At 64.4% G+C, this 18405-nt stretch carries 15 protein-coding genes and 1 riboswitch; of the genes, 10 read left to right on the top strand and 5 right to left on the bottom strand.

Going from position 1 to position 18405, the window contains the following annotated elements; all coding sequences use genetic code 11:
* The first annotated feature begins 8 nt into the window (after positions 1-8).
* Positions 9-764, top strand: a complete 756-nt coding sequence (gene ugpQ / locus AWB72_RS25105; protein ID WP_040050440.1) for a glycerophosphodiester phosphodiesterase — start codon at positions 9-11, stop codon at positions 762-764.
* Positions 765-771: 7 nt separating this feature from the next.
* Here ugpQ and AWB72_RS25110 read toward each other — a convergent pair whose 3' ends face one another.
* Together AWB72_RS25110 and AWB72_RS25115 are read right to left on the bottom strand one after the other, a co-directional pair.
* A complete protein-coding gene (locus AWB72_RS25110) occupies positions 772-1149 on the bottom strand; it encodes an ElaB/YgaM/YqjD family protein (protein ID WP_040050439.1) in 378 nt (125 codons plus the stop codon).
* Positions 1150-1415: 266 nt separating this feature from the next.
* The gene (locus tag AWB72_RS25115; protein ID WP_040050438.1) at positions 1416-2141 is read right to left on the bottom strand and encodes an OmpW/AlkL family protein; all 726 of its coding nucleotides are present in this window, start codon (positions 2139-2141) and stop codon (positions 1416-1418) included.
* Between the two features lie 205 nt (positions 2142-2346).
* Here AWB72_RS25115 and AWB72_RS25120 point away from each other — a divergent pair, with 205 nt between their 5' ends.
* The 3 genes from AWB72_RS25120 (at position 2347) to AWB72_RS25130 (ending at position 9617) form a co-directional block, all read left to right on the top strand.
* Positions 2347-3054: a transposase gene (locus AWB72_RS25120; protein ID WP_040050437.1), complete on the top strand. Its 708-nt coding sequence runs from the start codon at positions 2347-2349 to the stop codon at positions 3052-3054.
* Positions 3055-3370: 316 nt separating this feature from the next.
* Positions 3371-8074 (top strand): glutamate synthase-related protein, encoded by a 4704-nt coding sequence (locus AWB72_RS25125; RefSeq protein ID WP_040050436.1) that lies wholly within the window; start codon positions 3371-3373, stop codon positions 8072-8074.
* A 76-nt stretch (positions 8075-8150) separates the two neighbouring features.
* Positions 8151-9617 carry a glutamate synthase subunit beta gene (locus AWB72_RS25130; RefSeq protein ID WP_040050435.1) on the top strand — a complete coding sequence of 489 codons (1467 nt, stop codon included), beginning with the start codon at positions 8151-8153 and terminating at the stop codon, positions 9615-9617.
* A 52-nt stretch (positions 9618-9669) separates the two neighbouring features.
* Here the strand turns inward: AWB72_RS25130 and AWB72_RS25135 are convergent, their stop codons facing one another.
* The 3 genes from AWB72_RS25135 to AWB72_RS25140 all read right to left on the bottom strand — a co-directional run bounded on the left by AWB72_RS25135 (position 9670) and on the right by AWB72_RS25140 (position 12820).
* A complete protein-coding gene (locus tag AWB72_RS25135) occupies positions 9670-10455 on the bottom strand; it encodes a DUF1828 domain-containing protein (RefSeq protein WP_040050434.1) in 786 nt (261 codons plus the stop codon).
* 1 nt (position 10456) lies between these two features.
* On the bottom strand, positions 10457-10939 hold the full coding sequence (locus AWB72_RS28985) for a hypothetical protein (protein WP_040050433.1): 483 nt from the start codon (positions 10937-10939) through the stop codon (positions 10457-10459).
* Between the two features lie 138 nt (positions 10940-11077).
* Positions 11078-12820 (bottom strand): ABC transporter ATP-binding protein/permease, encoded by a 1743-nt coding sequence (locus AWB72_RS25140; protein ID WP_040050432.1) that lies wholly within the window; start codon positions 12818-12820, stop codon positions 11078-11080.
* A gap of 272 nt (positions 12821-13092) precedes the next feature.
* Positions 13093-13205, top strand: a riboswitch (TPP riboswitch).
* A 168-nt stretch (positions 13206-13373) separates the two neighbouring features.
* Between AWB72_RS25140 and AWB72_RS25145 the strand changes: the two genes are divergently transcribed.
* The 6 genes from AWB72_RS25145 to mlaE all read left to right on the top strand — a co-directional run bounded on the left by AWB72_RS25145 (position 13374) and on the right by mlaE (position 18330).
* A complete protein-coding gene (locus AWB72_RS25145; protein WP_040050431.1) occupies positions 13374-14522 on the top strand; it encodes an FAD-dependent oxidoreductase in 1149 nt (382 codons plus the stop codon).
* A 19-nt stretch (positions 14523-14541) separates the two neighbouring features.
* Positions 14542-14739, top strand: a complete 198-nt coding sequence (gene thiS / locus AWB72_RS25150; protein WP_040050430.1) for a sulfur carrier protein ThiS — start codon at positions 14542-14544, stop codon at positions 14737-14739.
* A gap of 21 nt (positions 14740-14760) precedes the next feature.
* Positions 14761-15570, top strand: a complete 810-nt coding sequence (locus tag AWB72_RS25155; RefSeq protein WP_040050429.1) for a thiazole synthase — start codon at positions 14761-14763, stop codon at positions 15568-15570.
* Complete coding sequence (thiE, locus tag AWB72_RS25160) at positions 15567-16652, top strand: thiamine phosphate synthase (RefSeq protein ID WP_084592867.1); 1086 nt, start codon at positions 15567-15569, stop codon at positions 16650-16652. Before AWB72_RS25155 ends, thiE begins: the two co-directional genes overlap by 4 nt.
* Before the next feature lie 98 nt (positions 16653-16750).
* Positions 16751-17566, top strand: coding sequence for an ABC transporter ATP-binding protein (locus AWB72_RS25165; RefSeq protein WP_040050428.1), 816 nt, complete (start codon positions 16751-16753; stop codon positions 17564-17566).
* On the top strand, positions 17563-18330 hold the full coding sequence (gene mlaE, locus AWB72_RS25170; protein WP_040050427.1) for a lipid asymmetry maintenance ABC transporter permease subunit MlaE: 768 nt from the start codon (positions 17563-17565) through the stop codon (positions 18328-18330). The genes AWB72_RS25165 and mlaE overlap by 4 nt, the downstream gene beginning before the upstream one ends.
* Positions 18331-18405 lie beyond the last annotated feature (75 nt).

The raw sequence follows: 18405 nt of genomic DNA on the forward strand, positions 1-18405 counted from the left end.
GCTTTGACATGAGAACCTGGCCTTATCCCGCCATCGTCGCGCATCGCGGCGGCGGCAAGCTCGCGCCGGAGAACACGCTGGAAGGCATCGACACGGGCGCGCGTTTCGGTCTCAAGATGATCGAGTTCGATGCCAAGCTGTCCGCCGACGATGTCGTGTTCCTGCTGCATGACGACGACGTGGATCGCACGTCGAACGGGCAGGGCGCGGCGAAGTCGATGACTTACGCGCAATTGCGCGCGCTCGACGCCGGCGCGTGGTTCGGAAAGGAATTCGCGGGCGCGCATATGCCCACGCTTGCCGAAGTGCGCGAGCGATGCGCTTTGCTCAACATGGCCGCGAACATCGAGATCAAGCCGTGCCCGGGGCGCGAAGTGGAAACGGGCGAACGCGTGGCGCGCGAGGCGGCGCGCCTCTGGAACGATGCGGAGCCCGAACCGCTGTTGTCGTCGTTTTCATATGCGGCGTTGGAGGCCGCGCGCGACGCCGCGCCGACGCTCCCGCGCGGCATGTTGTACGAGCGCGTGCCGGCGGACTGGCGTGCGCAGACCGCCGCGCTCGGTTGCGTGTCGCTGCATGCGGACCATCGTTCGCTCGATGAGAACCTCGTGCGCGAGATCAAGGACGCCGGATTGCGCGTCCTCGCCTACACGGTGAACGAGCCGGAGCGGGCGCGGCTCATCGCGCGATGGGGCGTCGATGCAATCTGTACGGATCGCATCGACATCATCGGCGCGGATTTTCTGAACGATGCGTCGAAGTGACCGCGCGTCAGCGGGCGCGGGCGAGCAGGATGCCCGCGACCAGCGCCAGGCCGCCGACGATCGCGATGGTTTGCCACGGCCTGTCGTGCAGATAGGCGTCGGCGTCGTCGAGTGCGGCGGCGGCGCGCTCGCGGACGGCGGCTTGCGTGCCGCTCAGTCGCGCGCGGGCGGAATCGATTTGATCGCTGATGCGCGAGCGCAGTGCGGCGGCGTCAGCGGACGCGCCGTCCGACAGCGCTTCTTCGAGTTCGGAGAGCAGGGCGCGCAGTTCGACGCCGATATCCTCGGCTGCTTCGCGGCCATGACGCGCCATGCGGCGTGCGCGGCGGCTCGTGCTGTTCCATGAATCTCCGATGGCGTCTCGCGTGTTGGGCAGTGCGTTCATAGTTCGCTCCGTCGATGGATGAATCGTGGATGGAGGTGCCCGCGAATATCGCGGGGAAGGTGTCTTGAGCAAGTTGAATGCCGGGGCGGCTGTTGCCCGCTGCAAACGCACGTGCGGCGACCGTCATGCGTAATTACTGCGGCGTCTCGCGCGCTCGGCGAGTCAGATTTACAAGGCGCGTGTAAAACAAAACGCCGCTATGCAGCATGGCATAACGGCGTTTCGTGGAGTCGCAATTCGGTACCGGCGCGTGGCCGCATGTGATATCAAAAGCGATAGCCTACGCGCAGGTACGTCACGATCGGGTTGATGGTGATCTTTGCCTGCGACTGAACGTTGAGTGTGCCGACCGGCGTTTGCGCTTGCGTGCTCAGCTTGGCCGTTGCCTTCAACGGAATGAACGAGACGGAAAAACCCGCGAACCAGTGCTCCGTGAAATTGTAGACAGCGCCGACATTAAAGACCGGCGCCCACGAACTATCCGTATCGACCGTGGTCGGACCATGCAGAACGGAGCCTTCGAACGCCGTGTTGTTGATTTGCGCGTCGGTGAACCAGGTGCGCGTCACGCCCACGCCGACGAACGGGCGAAACTTGGCCTGCGGTTCATTAAAGAAGTATTTGAAAAGCAGCGTTGGGCTCCATTGCTTCGCGCTGCCGATCTTGCCGTACCGCGAGAGCGTTCCCGTTCCGTTGAGGTCGAACGTGGGCGGAATGCCAATTTCGAATTCAGTGGCGATGTGGTCGGTGACGAAGTAGCCGAGCGTGAAGCCTGCCGTATCCGCGCTGCTGATGCCGGCGCCCGTACCCGGCACGCTGATATTGACGGGAGATCCGCCTACACTTGTTTCTTTGAGCGGACCGCTGCTGTCCTGTGGGGCGAAGTGAAACCAGCCTGCCGTTGCATAAATGGACCCAGCCGATTGTGCCTGTGCCGCCGTGGACACACACGCCAATGCTGCGATCCCCGTTACGACTTGTTTTATTTTCAATTTGTGCTCCTCCTGAAAGCACGCCCATTATGAACACAACGTTTCAATCTAACCATAGCGGTTCCGTAGAGCATTTTCCCTAGGTGGCAAGCGGCTTCGGAAACGCGTTGCACGGCGCTTGCATGCGCCTCGAACCCCGCCGCAGCGGCGTCTCCAGTCAGCCCCCGAACGGGGTAACACAAACGCGACCAACGGAATATCCAGAATGGCACGGCTTGCACGACTCTACGTTCCCGAACAGCCGCAGCATGTCATCCTGCGTGGTCTCGACCAGCAACCTGCCTTCGTCGACGACCAGGACTACGAGCTTTTCATCGACTGCTTGAGGACGGCTTCACGCGATCATCACCTTTCCATTCATGCCTACGCGCTGATGCCGCAGGCCGTGCATCTGCTCGTGACGCCGCGCGACGAGGCCAGCCTGCCGAAGGCGATGCAGGCGGTCGGACGTCGATACGTCGCGCACTTCAACCGGCGTTACATGCGGCGCGGCACGCTGTGGGAAGGACGCTATCGCGCGACGGTCATCGAAGGCGAGCGCTATTTCCTGCTCGCGACGCGCGTCGTCGAAATGGCGCCTGTCCGCGCGCAGCTCGCAGCGGCGCCGCAGGACTACAAGTGGTCGAGCTACCGGCATCACATCGGCGTGACGCTCGATCCGCTCATCACCGATCACCCGCTTTTCTGGTCGCTCGGCAACACGCCCTTCGAGCGTCAGCACGCGTACAGGGAACTGTGCGAGCAGCCGCTCGACGAACGCGAGACCACGCGTCTCCTCCAGGCCACGCTCAAAGGCTGGGTGCTCGGCAGCGATGCCTACCGCGAATGGGCGTCGCGGGCGGCGAACCGGCGCGTGTCGCCGTTGCCGCGCGGGCGTCCACGCAAAGTCCGGGAAACGCCGCAAGCCCAGTAGGGATAAGGCGCCTGGCGGCAAGGACACCAACGAACGGCGTCTCGTGTTTGGCGAACGCCGTTTATTTTCGGCTCGCATTGATATGGCACTTATTTATTGGGGCGCTTTTGCACCATAACCATAATAGGTGCCGGATCATCATGTTTTATTTGCCATCGCTTTGATTCGTCGCGTATATTTCGATTTCCGGCGGTTTTGCGGTGCAGCGCGTCATAGCGCACCCGCCTCGCGGCGCGCGATCAGCGAATCGCGCCGCGGGCAACAGAAAAACGATTCAACGGCCGAGTCGGCCCCTCACAGTAGAGACGGTGTCCCCATGAACGATCATCAGCAGCCGGCAGCCGGTTCGCTTCCCGCCGCGCAGGGCATGTACGACCCTGCCAACGAACATGACGCTTGCGGCGTCGGCTTCGTCGCCCATATCAAGGGCAAGAAAAGCCACGAGATCATTCAGCAGGGTCTCAAGATTCTTGAGAACCTCGATCACCGGGGCGCGGTCGGCGCAGACCCGCTGATGGGCGACGGCGCCGGCATCCTGATTCAGGTGCCGGACGGCTTCTATCGCGAGGAGATGGCCAAGCAGGGTGTGACGCTGCCGCCCGCCGGCGAATACGGCGTCGGCATGATCTTCCTGCCGAAGGAACACGCGTCGCGTCTCGCGTGCGAGCAGGAACTCGAACGCACGGTGAAGGCCGAAGGCCAGGTCGTGCTCGGCTGGCGCGACGTGCCCGTCGACGGCAACATGCCGATTTCACCCGCCGTGAAGGCGAGCGAGCCGCTCATCCGCATGATCTTCATCGGGCGCGGCAAGGACATCGTCGTGACGGATGCGCTCGAGCGCAAGCTGTACATCATCCGCAAGACGGCAAGCCATCGCATTCAGGCGCTCAAGCTCAAGCACGGCAAGGAATACTTCGTGCCGTCGATGTCCTCGCGCACGGTCGTCTACAAGGGCCTGCTGCTGGCCGGTCAGGTCGGCGTGTACTACCGCGACTTGCAGGACGAGCGCGTCGTCTCCGCGCTCGCGCTCGTGCACCAGCGCTTCTCGACCAACACGTTCCCGGCGTGGGAACTCGCGCACCCGTATCGCATGATCGCGCACAACGGTGAAATCAACACCGTGAAGGGCAACGTCAACTGGCTGAACGCGCGCACCGGCGCGATCGCATCGTACGTGCTCGGCGACGACCTGCCGAAGCTCTGGCCGCTGATCTATCCGGGCCAGTCGGACACCGCTTCGTTCGACAACTGTCTCGAACTGCTGGTGATGGCCGGCTACCCGCTCGTCCACGCAATGATGATGATGATCCCGGAAGCCTGGGAACAGCACACGCTGATGGACGAGAACCGCCGCGCGTTCTACGAATATCACGCCGCGATGATGGAGCCGTGGGACGGCCCCGCCGCGATCGCGTTCACGGACGGCCGCCAGATCGGCGCGACGCTGGACCGCAACGGCCTGCGTCCGGCGCGTTATCTCGTGACCGACGACGATCTCGTGATCCTCGCGTCGGAATCCGGCGTGCTGCCGATTCCCGAATCGAAGATCGTGAAGAAGTGGCGTCTGCAGCCGGGCAAGATGTTCCTGATCGACATGGAGCAGGGCCGCATCATCGAGGACAAGGAGCTCAAGGACAACCTCGCGAACGCGAAGCCGTACAAGAGCTGGATCGACGCCGTGCGCATCAAGCTCGACGAGATCGAGCCGAAGGCCGAGGACGTCGAAACGCAGCGCCGCGAGGCCGCCGCGCTGCTCGACCGTCAGCAGGCGTTCGGCTACACGCAAGAGGACGTGAAGTTCCTGATGGCGCCGATGGCGCAATCGGGCGAGGAAGCGATCGGCTCGATGGGCAACGACTCGCCGCTCGCGGTCATGTCCAGCAAGAACAAGACGCTGTATCACTACTTCAAGCAGTTGTTCGCGCAAGTGACGAACCCGCCGATCGATCCGATCCGCGAGAACATGGTGATGTCGCTCGTCTCGTTCATCGGGCCGAAGCCGAACCTGCTCGACACCATCAACATCAACCCGACGATGCGCCTCGAAGTGTCGCAGCCCGTGCTCGACTTCAAGGACATCGCGAAGATCCGCGCGATCGATACGTACACCGGCGGCAAGTTCCGCTCGTACGAACTGAGCATCTGCTATCCGGCGGCGTGGGGCAAGGAAGGCGTGGAAGCGCGCATCGCGTCGCTGTGCGCCGAAGCCGTCGATGCCGTGAAGTCCGGCTACAACATCCTGATCGTGTCGGACCGCAAGATGGACCGCGATAACGTCGCGATTCCGGCGCTGCTCGCCACGTCCGCGATCCACACGCACCTCGTGCAGCACGGCCTGCGCACGAGCACGGGTCTCGTCGTGGAAACGGGTTCGGCGCGCGAGACGCATCACTTCGCGCTGCTCGCGGGCTACGGCGCGGAAGCCGTGCATCCGTACCTCGCGCTGGAAACGCTCGCCAACATGGCCGAAGGGCTGAAGGGCGATCTCTCGGCGGACAAGGCCATCTACAACTTCACGAAGGCAGTCGGCAAGGGCCTGCACAAGGTCATGTCGAAGATGGGCATTTCCACTTACATGTCCTACACCGGCGCGCAGATTTTCGAGGCGGTCGGCCTGTCGTCGGATCTCGTGGAGAAGTATTTCAAGGGCACGGCGTCGAAGGTCGGCGGCATCGGCATCTTCGAAGTGGCCGAGGAAGCCATTCGCCTGCATCGCGAGGCGTTCGGCGACAACCCGGTCCTCGCCAACATGCTCGATGCGGGCGGCGAGTACGCGTACCGCGTGCGCGGCGAAGAGCACATGTGGACGCCGGATGCGATCGCCAAGCTGCAACATTCGGCGCGCAGCAATTCGTACCAGACGTACAAGGAATACGCGCATCTGATCAACGACCAGACGCGCCGTCACATGACGTTCCGTGGTCTCTTCGAGTTCAGGCTCGATCCGGCGAAGGCCATTCCGCTCGACGAAGTGGAATCGGCGAAGGACATCGTGAAGCGCTTCGCGACCGGCGCGATGTCGCTCGGCTCGATCAGCACGGAAGCGCACGCCACGCTCGCGGTCGCGATGAACCGCATCGGCGGCAAGTCGAACACCGGCGAAGGCGGCGAGGACGAAACGCGTTATCGCAACGAACTGCGCGGCATTCCGATCAAGAACGGCGACACGCTGCAATCGATCATCGGCAAGGAAGTCGTCACCGACATCCCGCTGAAGGACGGCGATTCGCTGCGCTCGAAGATCAAGCAGGTCGCGTCGGGACGTTTCGGCGTGACGGCGGAGTACCTGTCGTCGGCCGATCAGATCCAGATCAAGATGGCGCAGGGCGCGAAGCCGGGCGAAGGCGGCCAGTTGCCGGGCCACAAGGTGTCGGATTACATCGGCAAGCTGCGTTATTCGGTGCCGGGCGTCGGGCTGATTTCGCCGCCGCCGCACCACGACATCTATTCGATCGAAGACCTCGCGCAGCTCATTCACGATTTGAAGAACGTGAACTCGTCGTCGAGCATCTCGGTGAAGCTCGTGTCGGAAGTCGGCGTCGGCACCGTGGCAGCGGGCGTGGCGAAGGCGAAGGCGGATCACGTCGTGATCGCCGGTCATGACGGCGGCACGGGCGCGTCGCCCTTGTCGTCGCTCAAGCACGCGGGCACGCCGTGGGAACTCGGCCTCGCCGAAACGCAGCAGACGCTCGTGCTGAACCGTCTGCGTGGCCGCATCCGCGTGCAGGCGGACGGTCAGATGAAGACCGGCCGCGACGTCGTGATCGGCGCGCTGCTCGGCGCGGACGAATTCGGCTTCGCGACGGCGCCGCTCGTCGTCGAAGGCTGCATCATGATGCGCAAGTGCCATCTGAACACGTGCCCGGTCGGCGTCGCGACGCAAGACCCGGTGCTGCGCGCGAAGTTCACGGGCCAGCCGGAGCATGTCGTCAACTACTTCTTCTTCGTCGCGGAAGAAGTGCGCGAAATCATGGCGCAACTGGGCCTGCGCAAGTTCGATGATCTCATCGGCCGCGTCGATCTGCTCGACACGAAGAAGGGCGTCGAGCACTGGAAGGCGAAGGGTCTCGACTTCTCGCGCATCTTCTATCAGGTGCCGGTGGCGAACGAAGTCGCGCGCAAGCACGTCGATGTGCAGGATCACGGTCTCGACAAGGCGCTCGATCACGTGCTGATCGAGAAGTCGAAGGCGGCGATCGAGAAGGGCGAGCATGTCTCGTTCATCCAGCCGGTGCGCAACGTGAATCGCACGGTCGGCGCGATGCTGTCCGGCCTGATCGCGAAGAAGTACGGCCACGACGGTCTGCCCGACGACACGATCCACATCCAGTTGAAGGGCACGGCGGGCCAGAGCTTCGGCGCGTTTCTCGCGAAGGGCGTGACGCTGGATCTCGTCGGCGACGGCAACGACTACGTCGGCAAGGGCCTGTCGGGCGGGCGCATCATCATTCGCCCGACGAACGACTTCCGCGGCAAGTCCGAGGAAAACATCATCTGCGGCAACACGGTGATGTACGGCGCGATCGAAGGCGAATCGTATTTCCGCGGCGTCGCGGGGGAGCGCTTCTGCGTGCGTAACTCGGGCGCGACGGCGGTCGTCGAAGGCACGGGCGACCACGGCTGCGAATACATGACGGGCGGCACGGTGGTCGTGCTCGGCGAGACGGGACGCAACTTCGCAGCGGGCATGTCGGGCGGTATCGCGTTCGTGTACGACCCGGACGGCACGTTCGCCGCCAAGTGCAACAAGTCGATGGTCGCGCTCGATCCGCTGCTGCAGCAGGCCGAGCAGGAGCGCACGGTGGATCGCGCGCTGTGGCACACCGGCCAGACCGACGAAGCGCTGCTCAAGGGTCTCGTCGAGCGTCACTTCCAGTTCACCGGATCGCCGCGTGCGAAGGCGCTGCTCGAAAACTGGGATGCGTCGCGCCGTCAGTTCGTGAAGGTCTTCCCGACCGAATACAAGCGCGCGCTCGGCGAACTCGGCGCGAAGAAGGCGAAGGAAGCGCTCGCGGCCTAAGCTCGAAACAATCAAAGCAAGGCTCTCCGGTGCACGGCATCGGAGAGCGCGATCCTCACCAAATACAGAGAAAGAAATGGGCAAGGCAACCGGTTTTCTCGAGTTCGAACGCCGTCACGAGGCGTACGAAGCACCGCTGACCCGCGTCAAGCACTACAAGGAATTCGTCGCCGCGCTGACCGACGACGACGCCAAGGTTCAGGGCGCGCGCTGCATGGACTGCGGCATTCCGTTCTGCAACAACGGCTGTCCGGTGAACAACATCATTCCGGACTTCAACGATCTCGTTTTCCGCCAGGACTGGAAGACGGCGATCGACGTCCTTCATTCGACGAACAATTTCCCCGAGTTCACGGGCCGCATCTGCCCGGCGCCGTGCGAAGCGGCATGCACGCTCGGCATCAACGAAGATCCGGTCGGCATCAAGTCGATCGAGCGCAAGATCATCGACAAGGCGTGGGAAGAAGGCTGGGTCGCGCCGCAGCCCGCGAAGCACAAGACGGGCAAGAAAGTGGCCGTCGTCGGTTCCGGGCCGGCGGGGCTCGCGGTCGCGCAGCAACTGGCGCGCGCGGGGCACGATGTCGTCGTGTTCGAGAAGAACGATCGCATCGGCGGATTGCTGCGCTATGGCATCCCCGATTTCAAGCTGGAGAAGTGGCTGATCGATCGCCGCATGCGCCAGATGGAAGCGGAAGGCGTGTCGTTCCGCACGAACGTGTTCGTCGGCAAGGACGCGCTGCCTTCGCACATCGGCAACACGGCGAAGGAAAGCGTCACGCCGGAAGAACTGAAGGAACAGTTCGATGCCGTGGTGATCGCGGGCGGTTCCGAAACGCCGCGCGACTTGCCGGTGCCGGGGCGCGAGCTGGAAGGCATCCATTACGCGATGGAGTTCCTGCCGCAGCAGAACAAGGTCAACGCGGGCGACAAGGTCGCGGATCAGTTGCTCGCGAAGGGCAAGCATGTCGTCGTGATCGGCGGCGGCGATACGGGTTCGGATTGCGTCGGGACGTCGAATCGTCATGGCGCGAAGGGCGTGACGCAGTTCGAGCTGCTCGCGCAACCGCCCGAGGAAGAGAACAAGCCGCTCGTGTGGCCGTATTGGCCGATCAAGCTGCGGACGTCGTCGTCGCATGAAGAAGGTTGCGAGCGCGACTGGTCGGTCGCGACGAAGCGCTTCGAAGGCAAGAACGGCAAGGTCGAGAAGCTGATCGCGGCGCGCGTCGAGTGGAAGGGCGGGAAGATGGTCGAAGTGCCCGGCTCCGAGTTCGAGATGAAGGCGGACCTCGTGCTGCTCGCGATGGGCTTCACGCAGCCGCTGTCGCCGGTGCTCGAAGCGTTCGGCGTGGACAAGGACGCGCGCGGCAACGTGCGCGCATCGACGGAAGGCGAGAAGGCGTATTACACGTCGGTCGACAAGGTGTTCACCGCCGGCGATATGCGGCGCGGACAATCGCTCGTCGTGTGGGCGATTCGTGAAGGACGCCAGTGCGCGCGGTCGGTCGATGCTTATTTGATGGGGAGTAGTGAGTTGCCGCGGTAAGGCTTGAAGGTGAGAAGTGAGAAGGCCACGCGCTTGCGTGGCCTTTTCGTTTCTATGCTGCGCGCATGCGGTGCTGGATCTTCTTCGCGAGCGACGCTTTTGCATCGAGCGAATCGACCATGTCATTGGCCGCGTTCATGAGCCGGCGCAGATCGATGCTCGGAATGACGCTCGCATCCTGGAAGACGATGATCGAGTCGTAATGCGGGATGTATTGGTCGATATGCTGCAGAACGATGGTCGCCGTGCGCGCGCGCTCCTGATTCGGCACACCGAAGACGAAAAGCGGCGTGCGCGAGCCTCTCAGGAAAAAGTCGATCGGATAGTCGGCGGCATCCGGAACCTCCGGTGCATGATATTTCGGCACCACGTTGTCCGCGCCCACGATCTGCATCAGCCGGGCGTTCAGGTCGTCGAAGAACGTGGACGCGACGCGCGAGCGGGTCGAGCTTTTCAGATCGTTCACGCGCAAGAGCGCTTGTCCAAAACGCAGCAGCGACATGCCGAGAAACTGCTCGTCCGATTCGGCCACGATCTGGCCGTCGTCCGCCAGCCGCGCGCCGTATGCGGCGAGTGTCTTGTCGAGCAAGACGCGTCGCGGACCGCGCAGAAATGAACCTGAGTCTGAGTCGTAGGAGATGCGCATCAGCGTCGTGCCGGCATCTTCGATGCGCCAGCCGCCCATCGCTTGCCGCAGCCAGACGGTCACATAATCGCCGTCGGGTTCCAGCAGGGGCATGGACAAGCGGAGTGCATCGCCGTCTTCAGCGACGTCGAGCTCCGAGCACCACGATTCGCAAAGCAGTCGCTTGATGGCGTCCGATGTATCGCGCGACATATCAGAACTCGAGTTCAGGTTGAAGTGGATGCAAGGCGAGCGACGCGATGCCACAGTCCTTGCACAAGCACTGGAAGGCGCCGTCGAGCGAATTGTAGCCGGACACCGCTTCAGCGAAACCGTCGGGGTCGAGGTCGGCGACGATATAGCGGTGCGTGGCGAGATGCCGGTGGCAGCCGGGCGGCACCTTCGTTCGCTCCAGTACGTTCCGGTGCGGATGGTACGGACCGTTATAGCGCGCGAGGACGAGCGTTTCTTCCGTCGGCCAGACACGCGCGAGTCCGGCCGAAAAGACGCTGCGATTCGTGAGCGAGATGCGCAAGAACAATCGATAGCTCTGCGTTGCATCGCGCGTGTCGTGAAGCATGAAATTCCGTTCGCGATGCCCGCCTTTGGTCACCCACCGCGCACGCGGGTTGACGATGATCTTGGGCGCGCGGCGCATGGACTCGAGGTCATCGTCCGTCAATAGTTTCAGGTCCATCTGCTGTCTTTACGTCGAAGGGACGCGACAGTCTATGGCGCTGCGGTCGGCGGCTGTTCAACCGCACCTACAAATAAGAAAAACCGCACCGGCAATTGCTCGCGGGTGCGGCTTTTTTCAAATTCGACGATGCAGCGATCAAGCCTCCACCATCGCCCTCTCGATCTCGATCCGATAATCATGAAACAGCGCCACCGATTCCCGGTGCGCGACGCTCAGAATCGCCGCTTTCGGCAGCCGGTCCACGAGCGTGTTGTAGATATGCAGTTCGTTGTCCGCATCGAGCGCGCTCGTGGCTTCGTCGAGGAACAGGAAGTCCGGCTTGTGCAGCAGCACGCGCGCGGCCGCAAGCCGTTGCTGCTCGCCCGGCGACAAGCTCCGCGCCCAGTGTGCGTTCTCGTCCAGCCGATCGCCGTACGCTTCCAGATTGCACGCGCGCAACACCTCGCGCGATTCCTCGTCGGTGAACGTGCCGCCCGGCGACGGATACGCCAGCGCCGCGCGCAACGTGCCGATCGGCAGATAGCTTTGCTGCGGGATGAACATCATTTTCGCGTCGACGGGCGCGTCGATCGTGCCGTCGCCGAACGGCCACAGGCCCGCGAGCGCGCGCATCAGCGTGCTCTTGCCCGATCCCGACGGCCCCACGACCAGCCAGCGCGATCCCGGCTCGATCGATACATCCGCCACGCGCGAAAGCGGCGTGCCGTTCGGCAACGCGAGCGTCAGATTCGTCGTCGTCAGCGATGGCGTGCTCGTGTAATGCAGATTGATGCCGCCACGCTCCGTCGCGGGCGACGTTTCCTCGCGGATATGCGTCGAGCGCATCACGCGCTTGAATTCGCGAAGACGGTTGACCGTGGCGCGCCATTCGACCAGCGTCGAATAACTGTTGATGAACCAGGAGAACGAATCGCTGACGGTGCCGAACGCCGATGAAATCTGCATCAGCACGCCGAACGAAAACGCGCCCGCGAAGTAGCGCGGCGCGGCGACCATGATCGGGAAAATGATCGCGATCTGGCCGTAGAAACTCAGCACGAAGGTCATGCGCTTCGTGTACTTCATGATGAGCCACCAGTTGTCGCGGATGCGGTGGAAGATGGTCTTCGCGTTCGCGGTTTCCGTGGCGATGCCGTCGTAGAACGCAATCTGCTCCGCGTTCTCGCGCACGCGAATCAGCCCGAAACGAAAGTCCGCTTCCACCTTCTGCTGCTGATAATTGATGGACACCAGCGGATGCCCGACCTTCTGAATGATGAGCGAGCCGAGAATCGCGTACAGCGCCGCCGCCCAGACCATGTAGCCGGGAATCGTGATCGGCGTGCCGCCGAGCGAGAACGTGAGCGCGCCCGCGATGGTCCACAGAATCGTGATGAAGGTGACGAGCGTGACGAGCGTCGAAAGCAGATCGAGCGACAGCGTCAGCGTGGTCGTCGCGAAAGATTGCAGGTCGTCGCTGATACGCTGGTCGGGGTTATCGGCGAGGCGGTCGCGCTCGATGCGGTAGAACGCGCGGTCGCCAAGCCATTGTTCGAGATACCGGTTCGTGAGCCATTGCCGCCAGCGGAAGGCGAGCATCTGACGCAGATATCGCCCGTAGACGGCGAGCAGGATGTACGCGAACGCGAGGCCGGTGAAGATCAGCAGCAAGTGCGGAAAATCGCGGACGTTCTTGTTCTGCAGCGCGTTATAGAAGTCCGCGTTCCAGCTGTTGAGCCGCACGTTGATCCACACGACGGTCATGTTGATCGCGATGATCGCAACGAGCAGCCCCCAGGCCAGCTTGCGTTCTTCGGATACCCAGTACGGCTTGATGAGGCTCCACGCCGAGACCTGATCCGCCTGCTGCTGCGTGTTTTCGGAATTTGTGTTGGCCATGACCTTTCTGCTGGTGCGCCGGCTTGCCGGCGGGTTGACACGTTTCGCGGCCGGATCGGGCATGCGCGCGCGAGGTGATCGTCGCGCGCGAGCCGCTTCCAGCCTCGCAGATTGTTGAGATGTTCTCTTAACTGCCGCTTAATACGGTGCGATCGTTCGATGAACCGCTTTCGGGGCATTGTGCCAGAGTGCCGCAGCCCGCGACCGATGCCGCCCGTGCGCGCGGGCAATCCCGGTTTGCAGCGGCTTTGCCTTTTATGCTCTAATGACCAACGGCGAAACAGGGGTGCTTCGCGCGCATCGGTACAGGGCGCGGCGAGGCTGAGAGAGACCCTTTGCACCCGATCCGGGTAATACCGGCGAGGGAAGTTTCCGGAGAACGCGCAATGCCTTGCGCCTTTCCTCCAGTTTCTTCCAGTCTTCCTTTCCGCCCGCTGCGTCTTGCTTCGGCGCCGGGCCGGTCTCTCCGCTGATTTCGTCGCTGGTTTCACGCATGGGTGCGCGCTCGTCCGCGACACCCGCGCACGCGCGTCGTCAAAGGAGACATCGGATTGTGAATAGCATCGATCAGGCCGCAGCGAACAAGCCCGATTTCGCCGTGATCGGCGGCGGACTCGTCGGGCGGCTCGTCGCGTGGCAGCTCGCGGGCGCGGGCCACGAGGTCGCGCTGTACGAGCGCGGCGACGAATCGGGCACGCAGTCGGCGGCGTGGGTCGCGGCCGCCATGCTCGCGCCGCTCGCCGAAGCGACGAGCGCGGAACCGCTGGTCGTCGAACTCGGAGCGGCGTCGCTCGCGCGCTGGCCGGACGTGCTCGCGGCCTTGCCCGAACCGGTTTTCTTCCAGCAGAACGGGACGCTCGTCGTCTGGCACGGCGCGGATCGCGCGGAGGCGCCGCTTTTCGAGCGCCGCTTGCGCGCGAATGCGCCCGCCGCGCTGCTCGATGGCGGTTTCGTCAAGCTCGCGGGCGCGCAAGTCGCGCAGGCGGAACCCGCGCTCGGAACGCGTTTCGCGCAGGGCTGGCTGCTGCCGCACGACGGCCAGCTCGACAACCGTCAGGCGTTAAAGGCGCTCGCGGCGGGGCTGGCGGCGCGCGGCGTGCGCACGCAGTGGAACACGCCCGTCGATGCGATGCCCGACGCGCGCTGGATCATCGATTGCCGCGGACTCGGCGGCAAGCCCGCGTGGCCCGCGCTACGCGGCATTCGCGGCGAAGTGGCGCGCGTGCATGCGCCGGGCATCGGCTTGACGCGGCCCGTGCGGCTGCTGCATCCGCGCTATCCGCTCTACATCGCGCCGAAAGAAAACGACCTCTACGTGATCGGCGCCACCGAAGTCGAAGGCGAAGACATGTCGCCCGTGAGCGTGCGATCGGCGCTCGAATTGCTGAGCGCGGCGTTCGCCGTGCATCCGGGCTTCGGCGAGGCGCGCATTCTCGAACTGAATTCGCAATGCCGGCCGACGCTGCCGGACCATCGGCCGGCCATCGTGTGGGACGGCGCGCGGACCGTTCGCGTGAACGGGCTGTATCGGCACGGCTTCATGATCGCGCCCGAAGTCGCGGATTCGGCCTGCGCGCTCGCGGATGCGCTCATCGGCGAAAACGTGCGCGACGCCGCTTCCTTCGACGACTTCCGCCGCCGCGCGCGCTGGTCCGAACTTCTGCACGGCGCGTTCGAGGCGGCGACCGTCGCGACTGTATGACGGCTATTTGAGACAAAGCATGGACATCCACATCAATCAGCGCGAATTCATCTTGCCCGATGCGGCGACCGTCACCGACGCGCTCGCCGCGTTCGGCGCGAAGCCGCCGTTTGCCGTGGCGCTGAACGGCCAGTTCGTCGCGCGCGGCGAGCACGGCACGAAGACGCTTTCGCCGGGCGACAAGCTCGACATCGTTTCGCCCGTCGCGGGCGGCTGAGTCCAAACCAGGGACACGATCATGACCACACAATCCGCCGCTGACGCGCTCACGCTCTACGGCCAGACTTTCCCGAGCCGCGTGCTGCTCGGGACATCGCGTTATCCGTCGCTGCAATCGCTTTCGGATTCCATCGACGCCGCGCGTCCCGGCATGGTGACCGTCGCGCTGCGCCGTCAGTCGGAGACCGGCGAGGCCGGCTTCTTCGATGTCCTCAAGCGCCACGGCGTCGCGCTCTTGCCGAACACGGCGGGCTGTCAGAGCGTCGACGAAGTGCTGACGACCGCGTACATGGCGCGCGAAGTGTTCGATACGCCGTGGATCAAGCTCGAGCTGATCGGCGACGACTACACGCTGCAGCCCGACCCGATCGGCCTCGTTGAAGCCGCCGCGAAGCTCGTGCGCGACGGCTTCAAGGTGCTGCCGTACTGCACCGAAGATCTCGTGATCGGCCGGCGTCTGCTCGATGCCGGCTGCGAAGCGCTGATGCCGTGGGGCGCGCCCATCGGCACCGGCAAGGGCGTGACGAATCCCTACGGCCTGCGCACGTTGCGCGAGCGGCTGCCGGATGTTCCGCTGATCGTCGATGCCGGGCTCGGCGTGCCGTCGCATGCGTGTCAAGTGATGGAGTGGGGCTTCGACGGCGTGCTGCTCAACACGGCCGTCTCGCAGGCGACGTTTCCCCCGCAGATGGCGCGCGCGTTCGCGCTGGGCGTCGCGGCCGGACGCACGGCGTTTCTCGCCGGGCCGATGGCCGAGCGCGACAGCGCGCAGGCGAGCACGCCGGTCGTCGGCATGCCGTTCTGGCATCAGGACGGAGGTGCGGCATGAGTTTGCTCGGACGCGAAGTGTTCTGGCCGCCGGCGGACGAACTCACGGAAGTCGCCGAGCGAATCCGCGCGCGACTCGGCGAGTGGCCTGCGGCAGCGACGCGCTGGCGCATCTGCCTGACGCCGCCCGAGTCCCCGGCCGCGCAGGATTTGATCGTGTTCACGGATGCGCATGACGTCGATGTCGAAGCGCTCGAACGCGGCGGCGCGGCGGTCCTCGAAGCGCACGGCGATCGCGTGACGCTGACGCGCGGCGGCGACCGTTTCGTGCTGGAAGGCGAGCGGTCCGACGACTGGCTGGCCGCGCTCGCCGCGTTTCTCGACTGCAACTTCGAGCCGCACGACGCGCTCGTGCTGGCGCTCGCCTGGCGCACCGGCGACGACGCCAGGGACGACGCATGGCCCGTCGATTTCGCGACGTTCCCGCGTGTCGGCGACCTGCCGCCCGCGCCGGAGCCGGGCTTTCCATCGTGCCCGGACAAGCTGGGGCTGTATCCCGTGCTGCCGAGCGGCGAATGGATCGAGCGCGTGCTCGACCTGGGCGTCGTCACCGCGCAGTTGCGCCGCAAGAGCAACGACGCCGATGACCTCCAGCGCGAGATCGAGCGGTCGGTGGCGGCGGGGCGTCGGCATGCGGCGCAGCTTTTCATCAACGATCACTGGCGCGCGGCGATCGCGGCGGGCGCTTACGGCGTGCATCTCGGCCAGGAAGACGTGCAGACCGCCGATCTGAACGCGATCGCGCGCGCCGGCCTGCGCCTCGGCCTCTCGACGCACGGCTACTACGAAATGCTGCGCGCGCTGCATTTCGGCGCGAGCTACCTCGCGCTCGGCGCGGTCTTCCCGACGACCACCAAAGTCATGCCGACGAAGCCGCAAGGACTCGCGCGCCTTCGCCGCTACGTGCAGTTGCTCGCTGGCCGCGTGCCGCTCGTCGCGATCGGCGGAATCGACGGTAACGTGATCGGCGACGTGCTCGCGACCGGCGTCGGCAGCGCGGCGGTCGTGCGCGCGGTGACGGAAGCGCCGGACACGGCTGCGGCGGTTTCGTCGCTGCAACAGAAGTTTGCACGTCAATGCTGACAGTTCCGAAAAATCAAGACCTCGCAGGATAGGGCGAAGCACCGATTGCACGCAGGCCCTATAATGCGGCGTTTTGCGTCAACGGAATTTGTTACCCAGTGCCAGCCTCTTCAGAGACTCTGTTAGAGCTACGTGACGTCGACTTCGGTTACGGCGACCGGCTCGTGCTGTCGAACCTGAACATGCGATTCCCGCGTGGGCAGGTGGTCGCGGTCATGGGCGGCTCCGGCTGCGGAAAGACCACGACGCTGCGGCTGGTCGGCGGTCTCGTCAAGGCGAATCGTGGCCAGGTGCTTTACGGCGGCCAGGACGTCGGCGCGCAAACGCGTGAAGGTCTTTACGCGCTTCGCCGCAAGATGGGCATGCTGTTCCAGTTCGGCGCGCTCTTCACCGACCAGACGGTGTTCGAGAACGTCGCGTTTCCGCTGCGCGAGCACACCGATCTGCCGGAAGAACTCATCCGCGATCTCGTGCTGATGAAGCTCAACGCGGTCGGCTTGCGCGGCGCGCGCGACCTCGCGCCGTCCGAGATCTCGGGCGGCATGGCGCGGCGCGTGGCGCTTGCCCGCGCCATCGCGCTCGATCCCGAACTCATGATGTACGACGAGCCGTTCGCCGGCCTCGATCCCATCTCGCTCGGCATCACCGCGAAGCTGATCCGCACGATCAACGACGCCCTCGGCGCGACCTCCATCCTCGTCACGCACGACGTGCCCGAATCGTTCGCCATCGCGGATTACGTGTACTTCATCGCCAATGGCGGCATTCACGCCGAAGGCACGCCCGCGCAACTGCGCGCGTCGCAGGACCCCACGGTGCGCCAGTTCATCGACGGCACGCCGGACGGCCCGTTCAAGTTCCACTACGCGAGCCAGCCGCTCGCGGCGGATTTCGGCATCGGAGGCAAGGCATGATCAGCGCAATCGGACGCTGGGTGCTCGACGGCTTCGGCACCGCCGGCTACGCCACGCGCATGCTCGTGCGCCTCGTCCTCGAATTCTTCCCGCTGCTGCGCCGTCCGCGCCTTGTCACGAAGCAGATCCACTTCGTCGGCAATTATTCGCTTGTCATCATCGCGGTGTCGGGCTTGTTCGTCGGCTTCGTGCTCGGGCTGCAGGGCTATTACACGCTGAATCGCTACGGTTCCGAGCAGGCGCTCGGGCTGCTCGTCGCGCTCTCGCTCGTGCGCGAACTCGGGCCGGTCGTCACCGCGCTGCTGTTCGCGGGGCGCGCGGGCACGTCGCTGACGGCGGAAATCGGCCTGATGAAGGCCGGCGAGCAACTCACGGCGATGGAAATGATGGCCGTCGATCCCATGAAGGTGGTCGTCGCGCCGCGCATGTGGGCGGGCATCATCGCCATGCCGGTGCTCGCGGCCATTTTCAGCGCGGTGGGCGTGATCGGCGGCTATGTGGTCGGCGTGTTGCTGATCGGCGTGGACCCGGGCGCGTTCTGGTCGCAGATGCAGGGCGGCGTGGACGTCTGGCGCGATGTCGGCAATGGCGTCGTGAAGAGCGTCGTCTTCGGTTTCGCGGTGACGTTCATCGCGTTGTTCCAGGGCTACGAAGCCCGGCCGACGCCTGAAGGCGTCTCGCGTGCGACGACCAAGACGGTCGTGTATGCGTCGCTGGCGGTGCTCGGCCTCGATTTCCTGCTGACCGCCTTGATGTTCAGCTGATGGCCACGGCGCGGACGTGGGCGTTGTGAAGGGTACATACCGTCACACGCGCTCCGCGACAAGATTCTCTTTGGA

The organism is Caballeronia concitans (assembly GCF_001544615.1).
GTDB classification, from domain to species: domain Bacteria; phylum Pseudomonadota; class Gammaproteobacteria; order Burkholderiales; family Burkholderiaceae; genus Caballeronia; species Caballeronia concitans.